A 17,223-nucleotide genomic window follows, 5' to 3' on the forward strand; every position below is an offset into this window, starting at 1 on the left:
GGCCTTAAACCGCCGTTGCGGAATTGTGATCAGCTTTACTACAACTTTTCCTTACCCTTACGCGTCATTGGCGTTGACATGGCCCCGACTTGGGGCCGTGTCCGAGACGGGGAAGGAATTCCATTTTGAAGATGCGACGTCTAGCCGCCGGCCTGGCGGCTGCCGCCCTGGGCGCGACGATGGTGGCGACCGCCGCCTCGCCCGCGCTCGCGGACCCGGACCCGGGCCTGGACCCGGATGTCGCGGGCTACACGAGCCTGCAGTTCGACGCGAACCCCGAGCCCGCATGGCGGGGCCGGCCCATCACTCTCGAGGGCAAGCTCTCCGTGCAGTGCGACGAGGACTACATCAGTGGCTTCGTGTCGGTGCACAAAGCCGACTACTGCAAGGACTCGGAGCGCTGGCACCGTCTTGCCTGGAAGCGGATCGTGATCCTCTTCCAGCCTGACGGCAGCGGCCGCTGGGAGTACGTGGACACCATCAGGACCAGCGGCAAGGGCTACTTCTCGACGCGGGTTCCGGCCCGTACGTCGGGTACGTGGCGCGCGGTCTTCGAGGGCTCCCGCTCGCTCTCCCCGGCGGAGGGCAAGGACTGGGTCAAGGTCGTCGGCCGCCGCTGATCCACCCCGAAACGCCCGGCCTTTCCCGGCCGGGCGTTTCCCATTTCGACCCCTTTGACGTCGTAGGCGGCCAGGTAGGCCGGCGCGCCGCCGCGGCCGTAAGTGTGGTTCACACGCATCGCGCGGGCCCGGCCGGGGCGAGGGTGGGGTGGCAGCGGCAGCGGGCCTGGATGGATGTCTTCTCGTCCGCGCTGATCACGTACTCGTCCTCGCCCGGCGCCTGGCCCTGCCAGGTACGGGCGTACAGGTCCAGCACGCGCTCGGCCTGGCCAGGGGCCTTGGCCTGGGCGGTCTGTAGCGGCGTGAAGGCGGGCGGGCGACCAGAGCGCCTACGGTCGGACAGTCCGGCCGGTCGCTGCTCGGCGAACCGGCCTCTCCAGCAGCGGACCGTGTCCAGGTGCAGTCCCGTCTCGCGGACGATGCGCGCGTTGGAGCGCCCACGCGCCGCATGCAGCACGATCGTCGCTCGCTGCCGGGCCCTGGTGTGGGGTCTTGTGGCCGTGCGCCATCTTCTTGAGCCGGTGGCGCTCGGAGGCGGTCAAAGTGATGGGCACGGAGCGTGTGGCGGGCACGGGACGAAGCGGCCGATCCTCCCGGAATGGTCAGCGGCCGGTGCGAACGGCGGTGAGGAACCCTCCGCTCGCAGGACCGGGGACGGGACGGCCGTAGGAGGCGGCGAGTTCGGCAAGATCGTGAGGCTGAGGTTGCCAACCGTGTCGGCTGAGCCAGCCGGGGGCATCTTCGCCCAGTTCGCCCTTCCACAATGATGTGTACTGGTCCATCGTCGGCATGCCACGAGTCTGCGCAAGGAAGGCCGAACCAGCGATGTCGCCGTGTTCAAAGGCTAGTCGGCTGCCCGGCGCGGAGAGTTCACCGACTGCGGTCAGCAGACGCGCCGCCTCATCAGCCATCAGGTAGACCAGCAGTCCTTCCGCGAGCCATGCTGTTGGCGCGGTGGGATCGAACCCGGCCGCGACCAGCTCGCCCGTCCAGCTCTCGCGCAGGTCGACCGGAACGATGCCGCGCTCGCACGTCGGCACCGCGTCGCATGCGGCCAGCACCGCCTCCTTGAACGCGAACAGCTCGGCAAGGTCGAGTTCGAACACGCTCACACCGCCCGGCCACGGCAGCCGCAGAGCACGTGTGTCGAGCCCGGCGGCGAGCAGAACCACCTGTGCGCAACCGGCAGCCGTGGCAGTGAGCAGATAGTCATCGAAGAACCGCGTGCGCAGTACTCCATGGAAGGCGAACACGGCGCCCAAGGAGGCCAGCGGCCCCAGTGCGGCAAGGTCTTCGGCGAAGGTGGGCTCCTCGGGAAACGCCCCGGGCGCGGCGTCCAGGAATCTCTGGGCGTACGGATCGTTGAACAGCCGGTCGTCCCTGAGGCTCTCGCGGGCCCTCACCATCGCCACCCCCAGCGCCGTCTTCGCCACACCCTTCAGTGAGCCGTCTGGCTCCATCGCCGCCTCCTCGATCGAAACTTATTCATCGCCAACGATACATCTCTAGCGATGCTTCTGTGGCGATGTAACCTTCGCACATGGATGGCGGACAGTTGCACCGGCTTGGCAAGCGCCTCATCGAGCTGTCCTCGCAGGTCACCGGCGAGGCCGGCGACCTGTCGCTCACTCCCGGGGAGGCCGCTGTCCTGGAAGACGTGATCAAGCACCCCGCCAGCTCGATCAGCGAGATCCACCAACGGACAGGCTTTGTGCAGAGCCACGTGTCCGCGTCGGTCTCGCGCCTCAAAGCGCGTGGGCTGGTGAAAACCGAACCCGACGCGAGCGACGGGCGGCGCACCCGGGTCCGAGTCGCGGACGGAGCTATGCAGGCGATCGGCCGCCGCGCAGCCCGCAGCATCGACCAGGCGATCGGCCGCACCATCGGCGACCCCGGTCGGGCTCGCCGGACGACCGAGCTGTTGCAGGAGCTGGCCGACATCCTGCTGTGACCCGCGCCGGCAAACCTCAAGGGCCGCCCTACCTCGCCGACGCCCCGCCATCACAACAGTCGCCTTACGTCAACCACCGAAGGATTTCCGGAGCCGACCACCAAGCCCGGCGGCACCCAGCGCCCGACGCCCAGCGTGCGCCGCGTGCCCGAGCGTGTCCTGCATGCCACACGTCCCGCACCTCACGTCCCCGGAACGCTCCATCGCCCGGGCTGCCCCAGGACGCCCACCACCCGCGCGGTCCGAAGCGGCGGCGCGGCGAAGACGTCCCGGAAGCACGACAACCCGGCGGAGGCTAGTACGACACGGCAACCTGGACGCGGTGGTGCCGGGGCCGCTCGACCTCGTCCACCACCGCCACCCCCAGGTCGGCGAACGAGAACGCGGGCTCCAACGCCGGCACCTCCCCGCCCCCGATCCGATAACGCCCGGTCCGGGACGCCGACTCGTCGAGGAGCACGGGCGGCGGCGCGAGCACCACCCAGTCCAGCCCAGACTTCTCGAACACCTCCAACTCCGCCGCATGCCCCAGCGAGAACGCCCGCGCCTCGGCCGGGAAGTCCGGCGTGTCCACGAGCCGAACCCCCGGCGAGACCTCCAGCAGGCTCCCGATCCCGACCGCCACCAGCCGGGACACCCCGGCCTGCCCCAGCCCGCCGACCAGCGCCCGGGCCGCCGCCGTGTAGAACTCCTCCGACGACATGTCCAGCCGGGCCGCCACCTGGACGGCCGCGTCGTGCCCCGCCGCGACCTCCGCCACGCCGGCAAGGTCGGTGACATCCCCGGCCACCACCCGCACCCGCGCCCCGGACGAATCCCACACACTTGCGTACTTCCCGGGATCCCGGACGACGGCCGTCACCTCGTGCCCCCGCCCGACCGCCTCCGCGACCACCCGCACCCCGGCCCGCCCGCCGGCGCCGAACACCACGATCTTGCTCACCTTCGCCACACCCCTTCTGCCTGGGCCGGCATCCCCGGCCACTCAGCGGAGACGGTAAAGGGCGAGATATCGCTTTCCGCAACGATAGTTACCTACGATGTCGGGATGGCCGAGCCACTCGATCCGGACATGTTCACCGGATGCCCTCCGGTAGTCGCGCCGATCCGCATCGGCGACAAGTGGACCGCGAAGCTCATCCGCTGCCTGGAATCGGGCCCGCGCCGCTTCAAGGAACTCCAGGTCACGCTGCGCGGCATCACCCCGAAGGTCCTCACCGAGTCCCTGCGCGCCATGGAGCGCGACGGCTTCCTCACCCGCACCGCGTACGACGAGATCCCGCCGCGCGTCGAGTACGAGCTGACCGACCTTGGCCGCAGCCTCATCGAACCCATGAACGCCGGCTGCGAGTGGTCGAGAAACCACCTGGCCGAACTGATGAACGCCCGCGAGGCATGGTACGAGGCGGCGGGATGACCCCGCTGACACCGACCGCGTGCGGCGTTTCTCGCGGTTCTGGGGTGTTCGTGTGGAATCGATCTAGGGCGCAAAGTGTTGTCGTGCGGTGAAGGAGTGATTTTGAGCCTCGCCGGACAGGCGTCGTAGTCTGGCCCTCTGGCGAACGAACAGGAGGTGACGCCCCATGTTGCGAGACTCGTTCGGACGGGTGGCGACGGATCTGCGGGTGTCCCTCACGGACAAGTGCAATCTGCGCTGCACGTACTGCATGCCGCCCGAGGGCCTCGACTGGCTCCCCAACGCGCAGCTCCTCACCGCCGACGAGATCGTCCGCCTCGTGACCATAGGCGTCGAGCACCTGGGCATCACCGAAGTCCGCTACACCGGTGGCGAGCCGCTCATCAGGCGCGAGCTGGTCGACATCGTCGCCCGTACCACCGCCCTGAGCCCCAGGCCGCAGGTCTCGCTGACGACCAACGGCATCGGGCTGGCCCGGCTGGCCGAGCCGCTGGCCGCCGCCGGGCTGGACCGGGTCAACGTCTCGCTCGACACGCTCGACCGCGACACGTTCAAGCGGCTCGCCCACCGTGACCGGCACGCCGACGTGATCGCCGGCCTCGCCGCCGCCGACGCCGCGGGCCTGCGTCCCGTCAAGGTCAACGCGGTGCTCATGCGCGACCTCAACGACCACGAGGCCGTACCTCTGCTGCGGTGGTGTCTCGACCGGGGCTACGAGCTGCGCTTCATCGAGCAGATGCCCCTCGACGCCCAGCACGGCTGGACCCGCGAGGGCATGGTCACCGCCGACGAGATCCTCGACCGGTTGTCGGGCGGGTTCGACCTCGCGGCGGACGACCTGGAGGAGCGCGGCAGCGCGCCGGCCGAGCGGTTCCTCGTGAACGGGGGTCCCGGCCGGGTCGGGGTGATCGGGTCGGTGACGCGCCCGTTCTGCGGGTCCTGCGACCGGGTACGGCTCACCGCCGACGGCCAGGTGCGCAACTGCCTGTTCGCGAGGGAGGAGTCCGACCTGAAGACGCGCATGCGCGAGGGGGCCTCCGACGAGGAACTGGCCGAACGCTGGGTCGCCGCCGTGGCACGCAAGCGCGCCGGCCACGGCATCGACGACCCGTCCTTCCTCCAGCCGGCCCGGCCCATGTCCGCCATCGGCGGCTGACGGCGTGGCGCCCTCGGCCGAGAGCCCGGGTCAGCCGGCCTTCGACGCGGTGATCCTGGCCGGGGGAGAGGCGCGCCGGCTCGGCGGGGCGGACAAACCCGGCCTCACCGTGGGCGGCAGATCCCTGGTCGAGCACGTGGTGACGGCCGTCGCGGACGCCCGCACGACGATCGTCGTCGGCCCCGAGCGCCCGATCCCCGGAGTGGTGTTCGTCCGCGAGGACCCGCCGAGAAGCGGCCCCGTCCCGGCCCTGGCGGCAGGACTGAACGGGGTCACCGCCCCATGGGTGGTCCTGCTCGCGGGCGACCTGCCCTTCATCACCGCCCCCCATGTCACAGCCCTCCTGAACGCCGCCACAACCCAGCCGCCCAACCCCACGGCCGCCCCGGCCCCGCCGACCCCCGCAACCCAGCCGCCCGACGCCCCCGTGCGCTCGACGCTTGGCGAGACGGCGCGGTCGGCGCCCGGTGACGTCGCAGGCCCGACACCCGGCGACGTTTTTGAGGCTGTGCCCGGGAACGCGGCACGGGCAACGTCCGAGCGTGCTGCGCGGTCGTCGATGCCCGGCCGGGCGGCGCGACCGATGTCTCAGGACGTCGCAGGGGCGGCGGCGGGAGGTGCCGTGGCGCCGGCGTCCGGAGATGCCCCGGAACCGGCCCCCGAGGAGGGGCCGGTCGGTGGGGTGGTGATGGTGGATGACGGCGGGCGGGAGCAGTGGCTGGCCGGGGTGTGGCCGACGGCGCGGCTCAAGCGGGCCCTGGCCGCCTACCCGGGCCGCTCGCTCAAGGGCCTGCTCGGCCCCCTCACGGCCGTACGGCTGGCGTTGCCGGGAAGGCCCTGGTTCGACTGCGACACAATGGATGACCTGGAGGAGGCTCGTATGAACGTGCTCAACGAATGGACTGTCCTGGCCTGCGAGGAGCTGGGCATCGACCCGGCCACCGTGGACCGCGACCTGATTCTCGATCTCACCAAGGAGGTCGCCCACGGCGTCGCGAGACCGGCCGCGCCCCTGACGGCGTATCTGCTCGGCCTCGCCCAGGGCGCAGGGACCGCCCCCGACGACGCGGCGGCGAAATTGATCACATTGGCGAAGAACTGGGGACAGGCCACAGCCGAGACGCTGACAGACGGCTGACACTCGAACGAACTCTTGAAGTCAAGCCGCCCTCCCGCCTGAAGATTTCCTGTGAATAACGAGGCGGGAGGGAGTGCAAACGGTTTCGGGAAAGCGGCCCTATCCGACTGCGGCCGGCGTCGCCAACTGATCAAAAACTTCCGGGAAAGGGCGACGCCGGGTGGTTACGGGGGCAAACCACCCGGCGTCGCGTCATCGGCGTTCCGACGGGGGCCCGGAACGCCGGCACCAGCACTCCGACGGGGGACCGGAGCGCTTGCCTAAAGCGTACACCTACAACCCGTGGGATGCGTCAAGACTTAGTCACGACCCGATCTCGCGTCGATGCAGCGGTATCTCGGTTTGGTTAGCTTCAGGGGTGCCAAAGGTAGGCGGAGGGGCAGCCTTCCCTCTCTCATTGGCCCCGATTACGGCTATGTATGGCAAAAAGACTGCGGCGGCGATGAACAGCAGCCGGTACGGCCACGGCACCGGCACCACGACCGCCAGGATCAGGCAGATCGTCCGGATGCCCATCTTGATGAGGTAGCCGATCTCGCGCTTGCGGATGTCGTCCGTCAGCGACGGCTTGGCGTCCGTGACCTGGTGGACGTCTGGTCTCCTGCGCCACCCCTTCATATCTTCCACCGTAGACCTGGAACAGGCCGGGTGCGACAGCGCCCCGGTGCGGGAACAGGGGTCATGCGATCATGGCCTTTGAGTAAGGAGGATGTGGAGATGACGGATCGAACGTACCGGGTGACCGAGATCGTCGGAACGTCGGGGGAGAGCGTCGACGAGGCCATCCGCAACGGCATCAGACGGGCCTCGCAGACGCTCCGTCACCTCGACTGGTTCGAGGTGACGGAGATCCGCGGGTACATCGACGCGGGAGAGGTCGCGCACTTCCAGGTCGGCATGAAGGTGGGCTTCCGCCTCGAGGACGCCTGACTCGAAAACACCTCAACGGGCCGCGTACGGCTCCCTGACGGCCGTAGGGGGCCGTGCGGGCCCCGGGGATCGGAGAGCCGTCCCGGCGCCCCTCGCCGGAGGCGAGAGGTTAGATTGGCCGGTGTGAGTGTTGAGTTCCGGATCCTGCTGGTGTGCACGGCGAACATCTGCCGTTCCGCCATGGCGCAGGTGATCGCCGAGGCGATGCTCAACTCCGCGCACCTGCCCGTGGCGACGGGGAGCGCGGGGGTTCGCGCGCTGGTCGGCCGGCCGATGGCCCCCCACGCGATCACGGCCCTCGACCGGCTGGGCCTGGACGGCCGGGCGCACCGTGCCCGGATGCTGGACCACGACCTGGTCAGCTCGGCCGATCTGCTGCTGACGATGGAGGCCGGGCACCGGGCCGTGGCCGTCGAGATCGCCCCCGAGGCGGAGCGCAGGACGTTCACGCTGCCGGAGTTCGCCGAACTGGCGACCGGGGCGGGGCACCGCCGTTATCGCTCGGACACGGCCGAACGGGCGCGGGCGATCGTCGAGTCGGCCGCCGAACGGCGCGACGCGCGGCGGGCGCCCGAGGTGTACGACCCGTACGGCGGCCCGTACGAAGGCTACGAGGCGTGCACCAAGACCCTCGGTGAGGCTCTCAGCCACGCCCTGGGCGCTCTGCTGGGCCCTCGCTGATCACGGGCTGATCATGGGGGCCGCGCCCGGGATTGGGCGCGGCCATCGGGAAGGTCAGCTGGCCTGGCTGACCGTGGACATGTTGAAGTCCGGCACCCGCACCGCCGGCATGATCGTGCGCTGGAAGTAGTCGTTCCACTCCCGGGGCAGCGTGCGCCCGGCGGCGCCCACCTCCGTCAACCGCCCGAGCAGGTCGACCGGGCTCTCGTTGAAGCGGAAGTTGTTCACCTCGCCCACGACCTCCCCGTGCTCGACCAGGTAGACCCCGTCCCGGGTCAACCCGGTCACCAGCAGCGTCTGCGGGTCGACCTCGCGGATGTACCACAGGCAGGTGACGAGGAGCCCGCGCTCCGTGGAGGCGATCATCTCCTCCATGGACCGGCCGCCCTCGGGGCCCGACATGATCAGGTTGGAGATCCCGGGCGTCACCGGCAGGCCGCTCAGCTCCGCCGAGTAGCGGGTCTGCAGCAGGGCCTCCAGGGTCCCGTCCTTGATCCAGCCGGTCGGCCCCAGCGGGAGCCCGTTGTCGAAGACCGAGCTCTCCCGGCTGGAGGCGTGCGCCGTGACGAACGGCGCGCACGCGATGCCCGGCGCCGACGGGTCGCTCGACAGCGTGACGGGCAGCGTGCCCAGCCGCTCGCCCACCCGCGTGCCGCCGCCGGGCTTGGAGAACACCGAGCGCCCGTCGAGCGCGTCCCTGGCCCCCGCCGACCAGAACAGGTAGATCATCAGGTCGGCCACCGCGCTCGGCGGCAGGAGCGTCTCGTAGCGCCCGGCCGGCAGGTCGATCCGGGTCTTGGCCCACTCCAGCCGCTGCGTCAGCGAGGCGTCGAGGGCCGCGACGTCCACGTCCGTGAAGTCCTCGGTGGACACGCCCGTCCACGCCGAGCGCTTCAGGTCGGCCGACTTGGCGTTGAGCTCCAGGCGCCCGGTCGGCTGGTCGTGGCGCAGCCGCAGGCCCGCGGACGTGCCGAGGAACGTCGAGGTCAGCGAGTGCTCCGCGAACCCGTACAGCTTCCTGCCGCCCGCCTCGGCCGCCGCGAACGCGTCGCCGAGCGCGGGCGCGAACCCCTCGAAGACCCCGATGTCGGTCGGCTCGACGGCGGAGCCCCAGTGCGGCGACTGCGGCACGCCCTCGACGAGGGCGCGGGCGTCCTCCGCGGGCTGGGCCTCCCGCGCGGCCGCGTCGGCCGCCGCCACCACGTCCGCGAGCTGATCCTCGCGTACGGCGGCCCGCGACACGACCCCGACGCTCTGCCCCGCGATCGAGATCACGGTCAGCCGGGCGGAGCGGGCGACGCCGTTCGTGGTGAGCGTGTTGCCCGCGAACCGCAGGTTGGCCGTGGACTTCTCGTCCACCAGCACCACGCAGTCGTCGTTCGCCGAGAGCTCCAGAGCCTTCTCGACCATCTCCTGCGGCCTCATGCTTTGCCACCCTCCTGAACGGTGTTGAGGATCCGCACGCCCCTGAACAGCGCCGACGGGCAGCCGTGGCTGACCGGCGCGACCTGGCCCGGCTGGCCCTTGCCGCAGTTGAAGGCGCCCCCGAGCACGTATGTCTGCGGCCCGCCGACGGCCTCCATCGACTGCCAGAAGTCCGTCGTGGTCGCCTGGTAGGCGAAGTCCCTGACCTGCCCGGCCAGCTTCCCGTGGGAGATCCGGTACGCCCGCTGCCCGGTGAACTGGAAGTTGTAGCGCTGCATGTCGATCGACCAGCTCTTGTCGCCGACGATGTAGATCCCCCGCTCGACGCCCGAGATCAGCTCGTCGGTGGAGGGGCCGTCCGGTGCGGGCGCCAGCGACACGTTGGCCATGCGCTGGATCGGCATGTGCCCCGGCGAGTCGGCGAACGCGCACCCGTTGGACCGCCCGAGCCCCTTCATCAGGGCCATCCGCCGGTCGAGCTGGTAGCCGACCAGGATGCCGTCCTTGACGATGTCGAAGCTCTGCCCCTGCACGCCCTCGTCGTCGTAGCCGATCGTGGACAGGCCGTGCGTGACCGTGCGGTCGCCGGTCACGTTCATCAGCGGCGAGCCGTAGACCAGCTCGCCCAGCTGGTCGAACGTGGCGAAGCTGGTGCCCGCGTAGGCCGCCTCGTAGCCGAGCGCCCGGTCCAGCTCGGTCGCGTGGCCGATCGACTCGTGGATCGTCAGCCACAGGTTGGACGGGTCGATGACCAGGTCGTAGTCGCCCGCCTCGACGGAGGGCGCCGCCAGCTTCTCGGCCAGCAGCTCGGGCAGCCTGGCCAGCTCGCCCTGCCAGTCCCAGCCCGTGCCCGTCAGGTATTCGTAGCCGCGCCCGACCGGCGGCGCGAGCGTCGACATGTCGTCGAAGCCGCTCTCGTGCGCCTTCATCGCGTTGAGCTTCGGGTGCACCCGCACCCGCTGCTGCGTGGTGACCGTGCCGGCCGTGTCGGCGTAGAACTTCTGCTCCTTGACCTGCAGCAGCCGCGCCGACACGTGATCGGCGCCCTTCAGCAGGCCGGCCGACCAGTCGGCCAGCAGGCTCACCTTGTCGGCCGAGGAGACCTCGAACGGGTCGACGTCGTACTCTGACACCCACACGGCCTCGGCGTGCACCGGCTCGGGCGCCAGCTCGATGGGCTCGCGGTTGATCGGGGCGCTCACCTCCGCCACCCGCACGGCCTGCTCGGCCACGGCCGCGGCGGCCTGCGGCGTCAGGTGGATGCCCGCCGCGAACCCCCACGTGCCGCCCTTGACGACACGCACGGCGTAGCCCAGGTCGTCGGCGTCCATGGCGCCTTCGAGCCGGGCGTCATAAAGGCTGAGCGTCTCGGCTCTGACGCGTTCGAGCCGGAAGTCGGCGTGCTCGGCGCCGAGTTCGCGGGCGCGTTGCAGGGCGGCGTCCGCCAGCTGCCGCAGCGGCAGCTCCAGGAAGTCGGGATCGATCTGGCGCATGTCCACGATCCTAACCCTGTGATCTTGTGCCACCCGGACAACCGCATACCCGCCGGTAGGAGATAGCGTCTGGTGCCATGGCACGCTCTGTACTCGTCACCGGGGGCAATCGCGGCATAGGCCTCGCGATCGCCCGTGAACTCGCCGCGGCCGGCGACGCCGTCGCGGTCACCTACCGATCGGGGGAGCCGCCCGAGGGTCTGTTCGGCGTGCGCTGCGACGTCACCAGCATGGCCGACGTCGAGGCCGCGTTCGACAAGGTCGAGGCGGAGCAGGGCCCGGTCGAGGTCCTCGTCTCCAACGCCGGCATCACCAAGGACACGCTGCTGGCGATGATGAAGGAAGACACCTTCACCGACGTCATCGACGCCAACCTGACGGGCGCCTACCGCGTGGCCAAGCGGGCCATCCGCCCGATGATGAAGCTCAAGCGCGGCCGGATCGTCCTCATCTCCTCGGTGGTCGGCCTGTCCGGCCAGGCCGGCCAGGCCAACTACGCCGCCTCCAAGGCCGGGCTGGTCGGCTTCGCCCGCTCCCTGGCCCGCGAGTACGGCTCGCGCAACATCACGGTCAACGTGGTCGCGCCCGGCTTCGTGGCCACCGACATGACGGCCGACCTCGACCAGGAGGCGATCGTCTCCCGCATCCCCCTCGGCCGCCAGGCGGCGCCCGAGGAGGTGGCACGCGTCGTACGCTTCCTGGCCGGCGACGACGCCTCTTACATCACCGGGGCCGTGATCCCGGTCGACGGCGGACTCGGAATGGGGCACTGACGTGGGAATTCTCGAAGGCAAGCGGATCCTCGTGACGGGCGTGCTCACCGACGCCTCGATCGCCTTCTCGGTGGCCAAGCTGGCCCAGGAGGAGGGCGCCACGGTGGTGCTCACCGGGTTCGGCCGGCTGAGCCTGGTCGAGCGCATCGCCAAGCGGCTGCCGGAGCCGGCGCCGGTGCTGGAGCTCGACGTCCAGAGCAACGAGCAGCTCGACACGCTCGCGGCGCGGGTGGGCGAGCACGTGGACGGCCTCGACGGCGTGGTCCACTCGATCGGCTTCGCCCCGCAGATGGCGTTGGGCGGCAACTTCCTCAACACCACGTGGGAGGACGTCGCCACGGCCCTGCACGTGTCGACCTACTCGTTCAAGTCCCTCGCCGTGGCCTGCCTGCCTCTCATGAAGGAGGGCGGGGCGGTCGTGGGCCTCGACTTCGACGCCACGAAGGCGTGGCCCGTCTACGACTGGATGGGCGTGGCCAAGGCGGGCCTGGAGTCGTGCAGCCGCTATCTCGCCCGCGACCTGGGGCCGCACAACATCCGCGTCAACCTGGTGGCGGCCGGTCCGCTGCGCACCATGGCGGCCAAGTCGATCCCGGGCTTCAAGGAGTTCGAGGACAGCTGGCCGGCGAAGGCCCCGCTGGGCTGGGACCTGTCGGACACGATTCCGGCGGCCAAGGCGTGCGTGGCGCTCATGTCGGACTGGTTCCCGGCGACGACCGGCGACATCGTCCACGTGGACGGCGGCGTCCACGCCGTCGGCTCCTGATCCGAGGCTGTCGCGGGGTCTCGCGGGTCGCGGGGCCCCGCTTTTCGATGCGCGGGGGTTCCACCGGGCGCGGGCCCGCTCCTGGGTGCGCGGCCGCTCAGGCCACGCGGTGACGGCCGTTGCCGGCGCCGGGGCCGCTTCCGGCGCGCGCCGGTTCGAAGGGGATCGACTCCATCGGCTCCGTGCGCTGGCGCCGCTGCTGGACGATCCGCGTCGCCAGCACCGCCGACCCCAGCAGCGCGATCGTCAGCGCCGTCCCCAGCACGTCCGAGGCGGGCGGGCTGGGCCGTACCACCCGCTTGTCCTGCATCGGCAGGGTCAGCTCATGGGCGAACGGATTGGGCCACAGCAGGTCCACCCGCGGCTCGTCCGTGTCGACCTTCGTCTCCTTCTCGATCACCGGCCGCCCCGTGTCCACGGTCTGCGGGCGCTGCTCCGGCGCCGTGGGCCTCTTGCTCGGCAGGGATTCCACGCCCCATTCGCGGGGCCGCGACGAACGCGAGGGAGAGGGGACGGGCGAGGGGGAGAGCTTCTGCATGTCCTCCTCGCCCACGCAGGCCTGCCCCGGCCGGCAGGCGCTGTCCTGAGGGTCGTCCTCCTGCCCCGGCGCGGAGGTGGAGGGCGACGCCGAGGACTTGGTGTCAGGCGTGGCCCTGGTGGTCGGCGCCACCTCTCCGACCCGGCCGAGCACCTCGTCGGTGGTGTCGTTCACGCCGTCCGTCACCTTTTTGGTGGTCCCGCCGGTCAGGGTGTCGACCGTGCCGGTGAGCGTGTTCACCACGTCGCACAGTGTGTTGGTCACCCCTGAGAGCAGGCCCCCGTCGCGCGTACAGTCCTGCGCGTCGGCCGCCGCGGCTGTCGCGGCCCCTGGGACGGCCGCCAGCGCCACCGCGAGAACTCCAGCCGAGATCGCGGCCCTGCTCCCCATCCGTCCCCTCCTGCGTCGCTTCCGGGGGAAATCTTTATGGACATCGGACATGAGACGCAGGCGTTTGGCAGGTAAAGTTGCGATTCGGTATCGAGTAGTGATACGCGAGGGGGTCTCTCGTTCCTGGGGCGAGGGGTCAGTCGAGTGACGACACGTCATCGAGGGCATCTCGGATCTCTATGGGCAGCACCACGTCCTCGGCCGTCAGGGCCCCCGTGAGCTGCGCGTGCGTACGGGCTCCGACGATGGCCGAGGCGACCCCCGGCTGATCGCGGACCCAGGACAGGGCGACCGCCAGCGGTGAGACGCCGAGCCCGTCGGCGGCGGTCATGACCGACTCGACGACGCTGCGGCTGCGCTCATCCAGGTACGGCCGGACGAAGTCGGCGAAGTGCGGGGTGGCGGCCCGGGAGTCGGCCGGGATGCCGGTGCGGTATTTCCCGGTCAGCACCCCGCGGCCCAGCGGCGACCAGGCCAGCACGCCCACGCCCAGCTCGGCGGCGGCGGGCAGCAGCTCGCGCTCGGGCTCGCGGGCCAGCAGCGAGTATTCGGCCTGCGCAGAGGTGATCGGGATGCGGCCGGGGATCATCTTCTGGGTGACCGCCGCGACGGCCAGCTGCCAGCCGGTGTAGTCGCACACGCCCGCGTAGACGGCGCGTCCGGAGGAGACGATCGCGTCGAGCGCGGCCAGGGTCTCCTCCATCGGCACCTCGGCGTCGTACGTGTGCAGCTGCCACAGGTCGACGTAGTCGAGCCCGAGCCGGTTGAGCGAGTCGTCGACCGCGGCGATCAGGTGGCGCCTGGAGGCGTCGCGCGGCCGGCGGCCGGTCGGCGTCACCACGGCCTTGGTGGAGATCACCAGCTCCGAACGCGGCACCGAGTCGCGCAGCATCCGGCCCAGCAGCCGCTCCGAGTCGCCACCGGTGTAGACGTCGGCCGTGTCGACGAGATTGCCACCCGCGTCCAGGAACGTCCGGAGCTGGGCGGCCGCCTCGTCGGCGTCGGTGTCACGCCCCCAGGTCATCGTGCCGAGCCCCAGCCGGGACACCGACAGGCCACTGTGGCCGACATAGCGCTGCTGCATGATCCCGCCAGGTTACCAACAAGAAACCTGCTCATCGGGCTGACGCACCACTGTTGTTCGCGGTTGGCGCGGCGGCGGCGGCCCACGGTGAAATGTTGTGATCCACGCCTGAGACACTTGCCGGGTGACCACGCTGCTTTTGGCCCGCCACGGGCTGACGGACCTCACCGGCCCGGTGCTGGCCGGGCGTACGCCGGGGGTGCATCTGAGCGAGGCCGGCCGGGCGCAGGCCGAGGCGCTGGCGGCCCGCGTCGCGGGCGTCAGGCTGGACGCCGTCGTCTCCAGCCCCCTCGAACGCTGCCGGGAGACGGCCCACGCGGTCGCCGACGGGCGCGGGATGGACGTGCTGATCGACGACCGGTTCATCGAGTGCGGCTACGGTGGCTGGACCGGCCGCCCGCTGAAGGAGCTCGCCCAGGAGCCGCTGTGGCAGGTGGTGCAGGCGCATCCCAGTGCCGTGACATTTCCGGAAGGGGAGTCCCTGGCCGGTATGCAACACCGGGCCGTCGCGGCGGTCCGGGAGTGGAATCAACGCCTGGGGGAGAAGGCTGTCTACCTGGTTTGCAGCCACGGCGACGTGATCAAATCGATCGTCGCGGACGCTCTGGGCCTGCACCTCGATCACTTTCAGCGGATAACAGCCGATCCTGCGGCCCTGACCATCATTCGCTATGCCCCCCTGCGCCCCTTTGTTCTCAAGCTCAACGATATGGGGGAATTGCGGCTCCCCGAGGATTCGGAGGAGAAAGACGGGGGAGAAAACATCACCGGGAGCGATGCCGCCGTCGGCGGCGGACCCGGAACCACGTAAGGTCAGCGTATGCCGGTCTTCGACTACGACCCACCAGAGAGGTTCGTCGCCGGTGCCCTGGGGCAGCCGGGCGCGCGCGCCTTTTTTCTGCAGGCCAGGGCCGAGGGCAGACTGACCACGGTGGCGCTGGAGAAGTTGCAGGTCGCCGCCCTCGCGGGCAGGCTGGACGAGCTGCTGGACGAGGTGCTGCGCCTGAGCGGGGGCACCGCGCACGTCCCGGCGCTGGCCCCGGCCGACCTGGCCGACGACGCGCCGCTCGAGGTGCCCGTCGCCGAGGACTTCCGGGTGGGCACCATGGCGCTGGCCTGGGACGCGGAGAGGTCGCAAGTGGTGATCGAGGCGCAGGAGGTCGTCGACGAGGAAGACGTCGAGGCCGCCGACCCCGCGGTGCTTCGGGTGCGCATCAGCGCGGGAGCCGCTCGCGCCTTCACCCAGCGGGCCCTCGAGATCGTCTCCGCGGGCAGGCCACCGTGCCCGCTGTGCGGACAGCCGCTCGACGCTTCCGGGCACGTCTGCGTGCGCCTCAACGGATATCGCGGGGGTGAGGCGGCTTCATGACCGCTCCGGAGAGCGAGCCGGTAGTCAAGCCGTCCCGGCAACCGCCGTCCATGCAGGAGGGCGAGGCCCTCGCGCTGCTGCGCGACGGACGGCTGGAGGTGGCCGGCCGCCTCGTCGAGGCCACCAACATGACGCTCTACTGCTCGGTCAAGCTGGGCTCCCGCTCGGCCGCCTGCGTCTACAAGCCGGTACGCGGCGAGCGCCCCCTGTGGGACTTCCCCGACGGCACGCTGGCCGCCCGGGAGGTGGCCGCGTTCGAGGTGTCGCAGGCGACCAGCTGGAACATCGTGCCGCCCACCGTCTACCGCGACGGCCCCTTCGGCCCCGGCATGGTCCAGCTCTGGATCGACACCGAGCGCGAGATCGACCTCCAGCGGCTGGTCAAGAGCCGAAATCCGCTGGTGCGCCGGATGGCGGTGTTCGACGCGATCGTCAACAACGCCGACCGCAAGGGCGGCCACCTGCTGCCGCTGCCCACGGGGCACGTCTACGGGGTCGATCACGGGGTCTGCTTCTCCGTCGAGGACAAGCTGCGCACCGTGCTGTGGCAGTGGCGCGGCAAGCCCCTCGCCCGCGAGGCGGTGGCCGTACTGGCCAAACTGGAGCGCGACATCGAGTCCGGCGCCCTCGGGCGCAGGCTGCGCGAGCTGCTGAGCCTGGAGGAGGTCGAGGCCACCTGGCAGCGGGTCAGGCGGCTGCTGGACACCGGCGTGCATCCGTACCCCTCCGAAGGCTGGCCCGCCATCCCCTGGCCCCCGATCTAAAGCGTTCCCGGGCCCGTCAGGGCCCGCCCCTCCCGGCGGCGGCCGAAGCCCGTTTATTACCCTTTGCCCCATGTGCACGCTGATCGTGAAACCCGGGCGGACGCTCACCCTCATGGGCGTCAGAGACGAGTTCACCGACCGCCCGTGGGAGGCGCCGGGCGAGCACTGGCCGGAGCATCCGGGCGTGGTCGGCGGGCGCGACCTCAAGGCCGGCGGCACCTGGCTGGCCGTCAACCCGGCGGCCCGCCGCGCCGCCGCGCTGCTCAACGGGCGCGGCCGGCACGCGCCGGAGCCGGACCGGCTCTCGCGCGGCGACCTGGCGCTGCGGGCCGTGTCCACCGGCGAGCCGCCCGGCCCCGACCTGACCCGCTACGACCCCTTCCACCTGGTGCTCGCCGACCTGGCGCGGATCCGCATGTTCAGCTGGGACGGCGACCGGCTGACCACCACCGACCTGCCCGACGGCGTCAGCATGATCGTGAACACGGGCCTGGACCCGGCGAGCGCACGGGTCGTCGTGTACCTGCCCAGGTTCGAGAGCGAGGCCTGGAGCGAGCTCATCAAGGCGGAGCCGTCCGCCGACCCCGGCGCGCTCATCGTCCGGCACGAACTCCCCGGCGGGCGCGTCTTCGCCTCCCTGTCGGTGATGGAGGTCTCACTCTCGGCGGAGGACGTGACGTACCAGTTCACTGACCTGACCGCTGATCGGGACAGATAGGCTCAAACAC

Annotated in this window: 20 protein-coding genes and 1 pseudogene; 13 read left to right on the forward strand and 8 right to left on the reverse strand. The window is 70.7% G+C overall.

The window, feature by feature from the left end:
* The first annotated feature begins 131 nt into the window (after positions 1-131).
* Positions 132-620 carry a hypothetical protein gene (locus ACWEPL_RS51690; RefSeq protein WP_350735288.1) on the forward strand — a complete coding sequence of 163 codons (489 nt, stop codon included), beginning with the start codon at positions 132-134 and terminating at the stop codon, positions 618-620.
* Between the two features lie 109 nt (positions 621-729).
* Here ACWEPL_RS51690 and ACWEPL_RS51695 read toward each other — a convergent pair.
* Positions 730-1,092, reverse strand: a pseudogene (locus ACWEPL_RS51695) (helix-turn-helix domain-containing protein); the annotation flags it as partial.
* Positions 1,093-1,222: 130 nt separating this feature from the next.
* Positions 1,223-2,080, reverse strand: a complete 858-nt coding sequence (locus ACWEPL_RS51700; protein WP_452440752.1) for an SAM-dependent methyltransferase — start codon at positions 2,078-2,080, stop codon at positions 1,223-1,225.
* Positions 2,081-2,160: 80 nt separating this feature from the next.
* On the opposite strand from ACWEPL_RS51700, the gene ACWEPL_RS51705 reads away from it, so the two are divergent.
* Positions 2,161-2,571, forward strand: coding sequence for a helix-turn-helix domain-containing protein (locus ACWEPL_RS51705; RefSeq protein WP_363969824.1), 411 nt, complete (start codon positions 2,161-2,163; stop codon positions 2,569-2,571).
* A 295-nt stretch (positions 2,572-2,866) separates the two neighbouring features.
* On the opposite strand, the gene ACWEPL_RS51710 is transcribed toward ACWEPL_RS51705, so the two are convergent.
* Positions 2,867-3,514 carry an NAD(P)-dependent oxidoreductase gene (locus tag ACWEPL_RS51710; RefSeq protein ID WP_452440754.1) on the reverse strand — a complete coding sequence of 216 codons (648 nt, stop codon included), beginning with the start codon at positions 3,512-3,514 and terminating at the stop codon, positions 2,867-2,869.
* A gap of 105 nt (positions 3,515-3,619) precedes the next feature.
* On the opposite strand from ACWEPL_RS51710, the gene ACWEPL_RS51715 reads away from it, so the two are divergent.
* The 3 genes from ACWEPL_RS51715 (at position 3,620) to ACWEPL_RS51725 (ending at position 6,282) form a co-directional block, all read left to right on the forward strand.
* Positions 3,620-3,988, forward strand: coding sequence for a winged helix-turn-helix transcriptional regulator (locus ACWEPL_RS51715; protein WP_350735291.1), 369 nt, complete (start codon positions 3,620-3,622; stop codon positions 3,986-3,988).
* A gap of 166 nt (positions 3,989-4,154) precedes the next feature.
* A complete protein-coding gene (gene moaA, locus ACWEPL_RS51720) occupies positions 4,155-5,144 on the forward strand; it encodes a GTP 3',8-cyclase MoaA (protein WP_452440756.1) in 990 nt (329 codons plus the stop codon).
* A gap of 4 nt (positions 5,145-5,148) precedes the next feature.
* Positions 5,149-6,282 (forward strand): NTP transferase domain-containing protein, encoded by a 1,134-nt coding sequence (locus ACWEPL_RS51725; protein WP_452440758.1) that lies wholly within the window; start codon positions 5,149-5,151, stop codon positions 6,280-6,282.
* Positions 6,283-6,585: 303 nt separating this feature from the next.
* On the opposite strand, the gene ACWEPL_RS51730 is transcribed toward ACWEPL_RS51725, so the two are convergent.
* On the reverse strand, positions 6,586-6,900 hold the full coding sequence (locus ACWEPL_RS51730) for a DUF3099 domain-containing protein (protein WP_363969819.1): 315 nt from the start codon (positions 6,898-6,900) through the stop codon (positions 6,586-6,588).
* Positions 6,901-6,999: 99 nt separating this feature from the next.
* Here ACWEPL_RS51730 and ACWEPL_RS51735 point away from each other — a divergent pair, with 99 nt between their 5' ends.
* Positions 7,000-7,212, forward strand: coding sequence for a dodecin (locus ACWEPL_RS51735; protein ID WP_350735297.1), 213 nt, complete (start codon positions 7,000-7,002; stop codon positions 7,210-7,212).
* Between the two features lie 123 nt (positions 7,213-7,335).
* Positions 7,336-7,893, forward strand: coding sequence for an arsenate reductase/protein-tyrosine-phosphatase family protein (locus ACWEPL_RS51740; protein ID WP_350735299.1), 558 nt, complete (start codon positions 7,336-7,338; stop codon positions 7,891-7,893).
* A 54-nt stretch (positions 7,894-7,947) separates the two neighbouring features.
* Here the strand turns inward: ACWEPL_RS51740 and ACWEPL_RS51745 are convergent, their stop codons facing one another.
* Complete coding sequence (locus ACWEPL_RS51745) at positions 7,948-9,318, reverse strand: metallopeptidase TldD-related protein (RefSeq protein ID WP_363969816.1); 1,371 nt, start codon at positions 9,316-9,318, stop codon at positions 7,948-7,950.
* Positions 9,315-10,811, reverse strand: a complete 1,497-nt coding sequence (locus tag ACWEPL_RS51750; RefSeq protein WP_363969814.1) for a TldD/PmbA family protein — start codon at positions 10,809-10,811, stop codon at positions 9,315-9,317. Before ACWEPL_RS51750 ends, ACWEPL_RS51745 begins: the two co-directional genes overlap by 4 nt.
* A gap of 77 nt (positions 10,812-10,888) precedes the next feature.
* On the opposite strand from ACWEPL_RS51750, the gene ACWEPL_RS51755 reads away from it, so the two are divergent.
* Together ACWEPL_RS51755 and fabI are read left to right on the forward strand one after the other, a co-directional pair.
* On the forward strand, positions 10,889-11,584 hold the full coding sequence (locus ACWEPL_RS51755; protein ID WP_350735304.1) for a beta-ketoacyl-ACP reductase: 696 nt from the start codon (positions 10,889-10,891) through the stop codon (positions 11,582-11,584).
* Between the two features lies 1 nt (position 11,585).
* Positions 11,586-12,350, forward strand: a complete 765-nt coding sequence (gene fabI / locus ACWEPL_RS51760; protein ID WP_452440759.1) for an enoyl-ACP reductase FabI — start codon at positions 11,586-11,588, stop codon at positions 12,348-12,350.
* A gap of 97 nt (positions 12,351-12,447) precedes the next feature.
* Here fabI and ACWEPL_RS51765 read toward each other — a convergent pair whose 3' ends face one another.
* Together ACWEPL_RS51765 and ACWEPL_RS51770 are read right to left on the reverse strand one after the other, a co-directional pair.
* Positions 12,448-13,278 carry a hypothetical protein gene (locus ACWEPL_RS51765; RefSeq protein WP_452440760.1) on the reverse strand — a complete coding sequence of 277 codons (831 nt, stop codon included), beginning with the start codon at positions 13,276-13,278 and terminating at the stop codon, positions 12,448-12,450.
* A 136-nt stretch (positions 13,279-13,414) separates the two neighbouring features.
* Positions 13,415-14,362 (reverse strand): aldo/keto reductase, encoded by a 948-nt coding sequence (locus ACWEPL_RS51770; protein ID WP_350735310.1) that lies wholly within the window; start codon positions 14,360-14,362, stop codon positions 13,415-13,417.
* A 124-nt stretch (positions 14,363-14,486) separates the two neighbouring features.
* Here ACWEPL_RS51770 and ACWEPL_RS51775 point away from each other — a divergent pair, with 124 nt between their 5' ends.
* The 4 genes from ACWEPL_RS51775 (at position 14,487) to ACWEPL_RS51790 (ending at position 17,213) form a co-directional block, all read left to right on the forward strand.
* Positions 14,487-15,173 (forward strand): histidine phosphatase family protein, encoded by a 687-nt coding sequence (locus ACWEPL_RS51775; protein ID WP_363969807.1) that lies wholly within the window; start codon positions 14,487-14,489, stop codon positions 15,171-15,173.
* Positions 15,174-15,182: 9 nt separating this feature from the next.
* Entirely contained in the window at positions 15,183-15,731 is a 549-nt protein-coding gene (locus tag ACWEPL_RS51780) for a DUF3090 domain-containing protein (RefSeq protein WP_355200806.1), read from the forward strand.
* Positions 15,728-16,495, forward strand: a complete 768-nt coding sequence (locus tag ACWEPL_RS51785; RefSeq protein WP_452440761.1) for an SCO1664 family protein — start codon at positions 15,728-15,730, stop codon at positions 16,493-16,495. The genes ACWEPL_RS51780 and ACWEPL_RS51785 overlap by 4 nt, the downstream gene beginning before the upstream one ends.
* A 70-nt stretch (positions 16,496-16,565) precedes the next feature.
* A complete protein-coding gene (locus ACWEPL_RS51790) occupies positions 16,566-17,213 on the forward strand; it encodes an NRDE family protein (RefSeq protein WP_452440762.1) in 648 nt (215 codons plus the stop codon).
* The last annotated feature ends 10 nt before the right edge of the window (positions 17,214-17,223 follow it).

The sequence above is a fragment of the Nonomuraea sp. NPDC004186 genome (genome assembly GCF_053603495.1).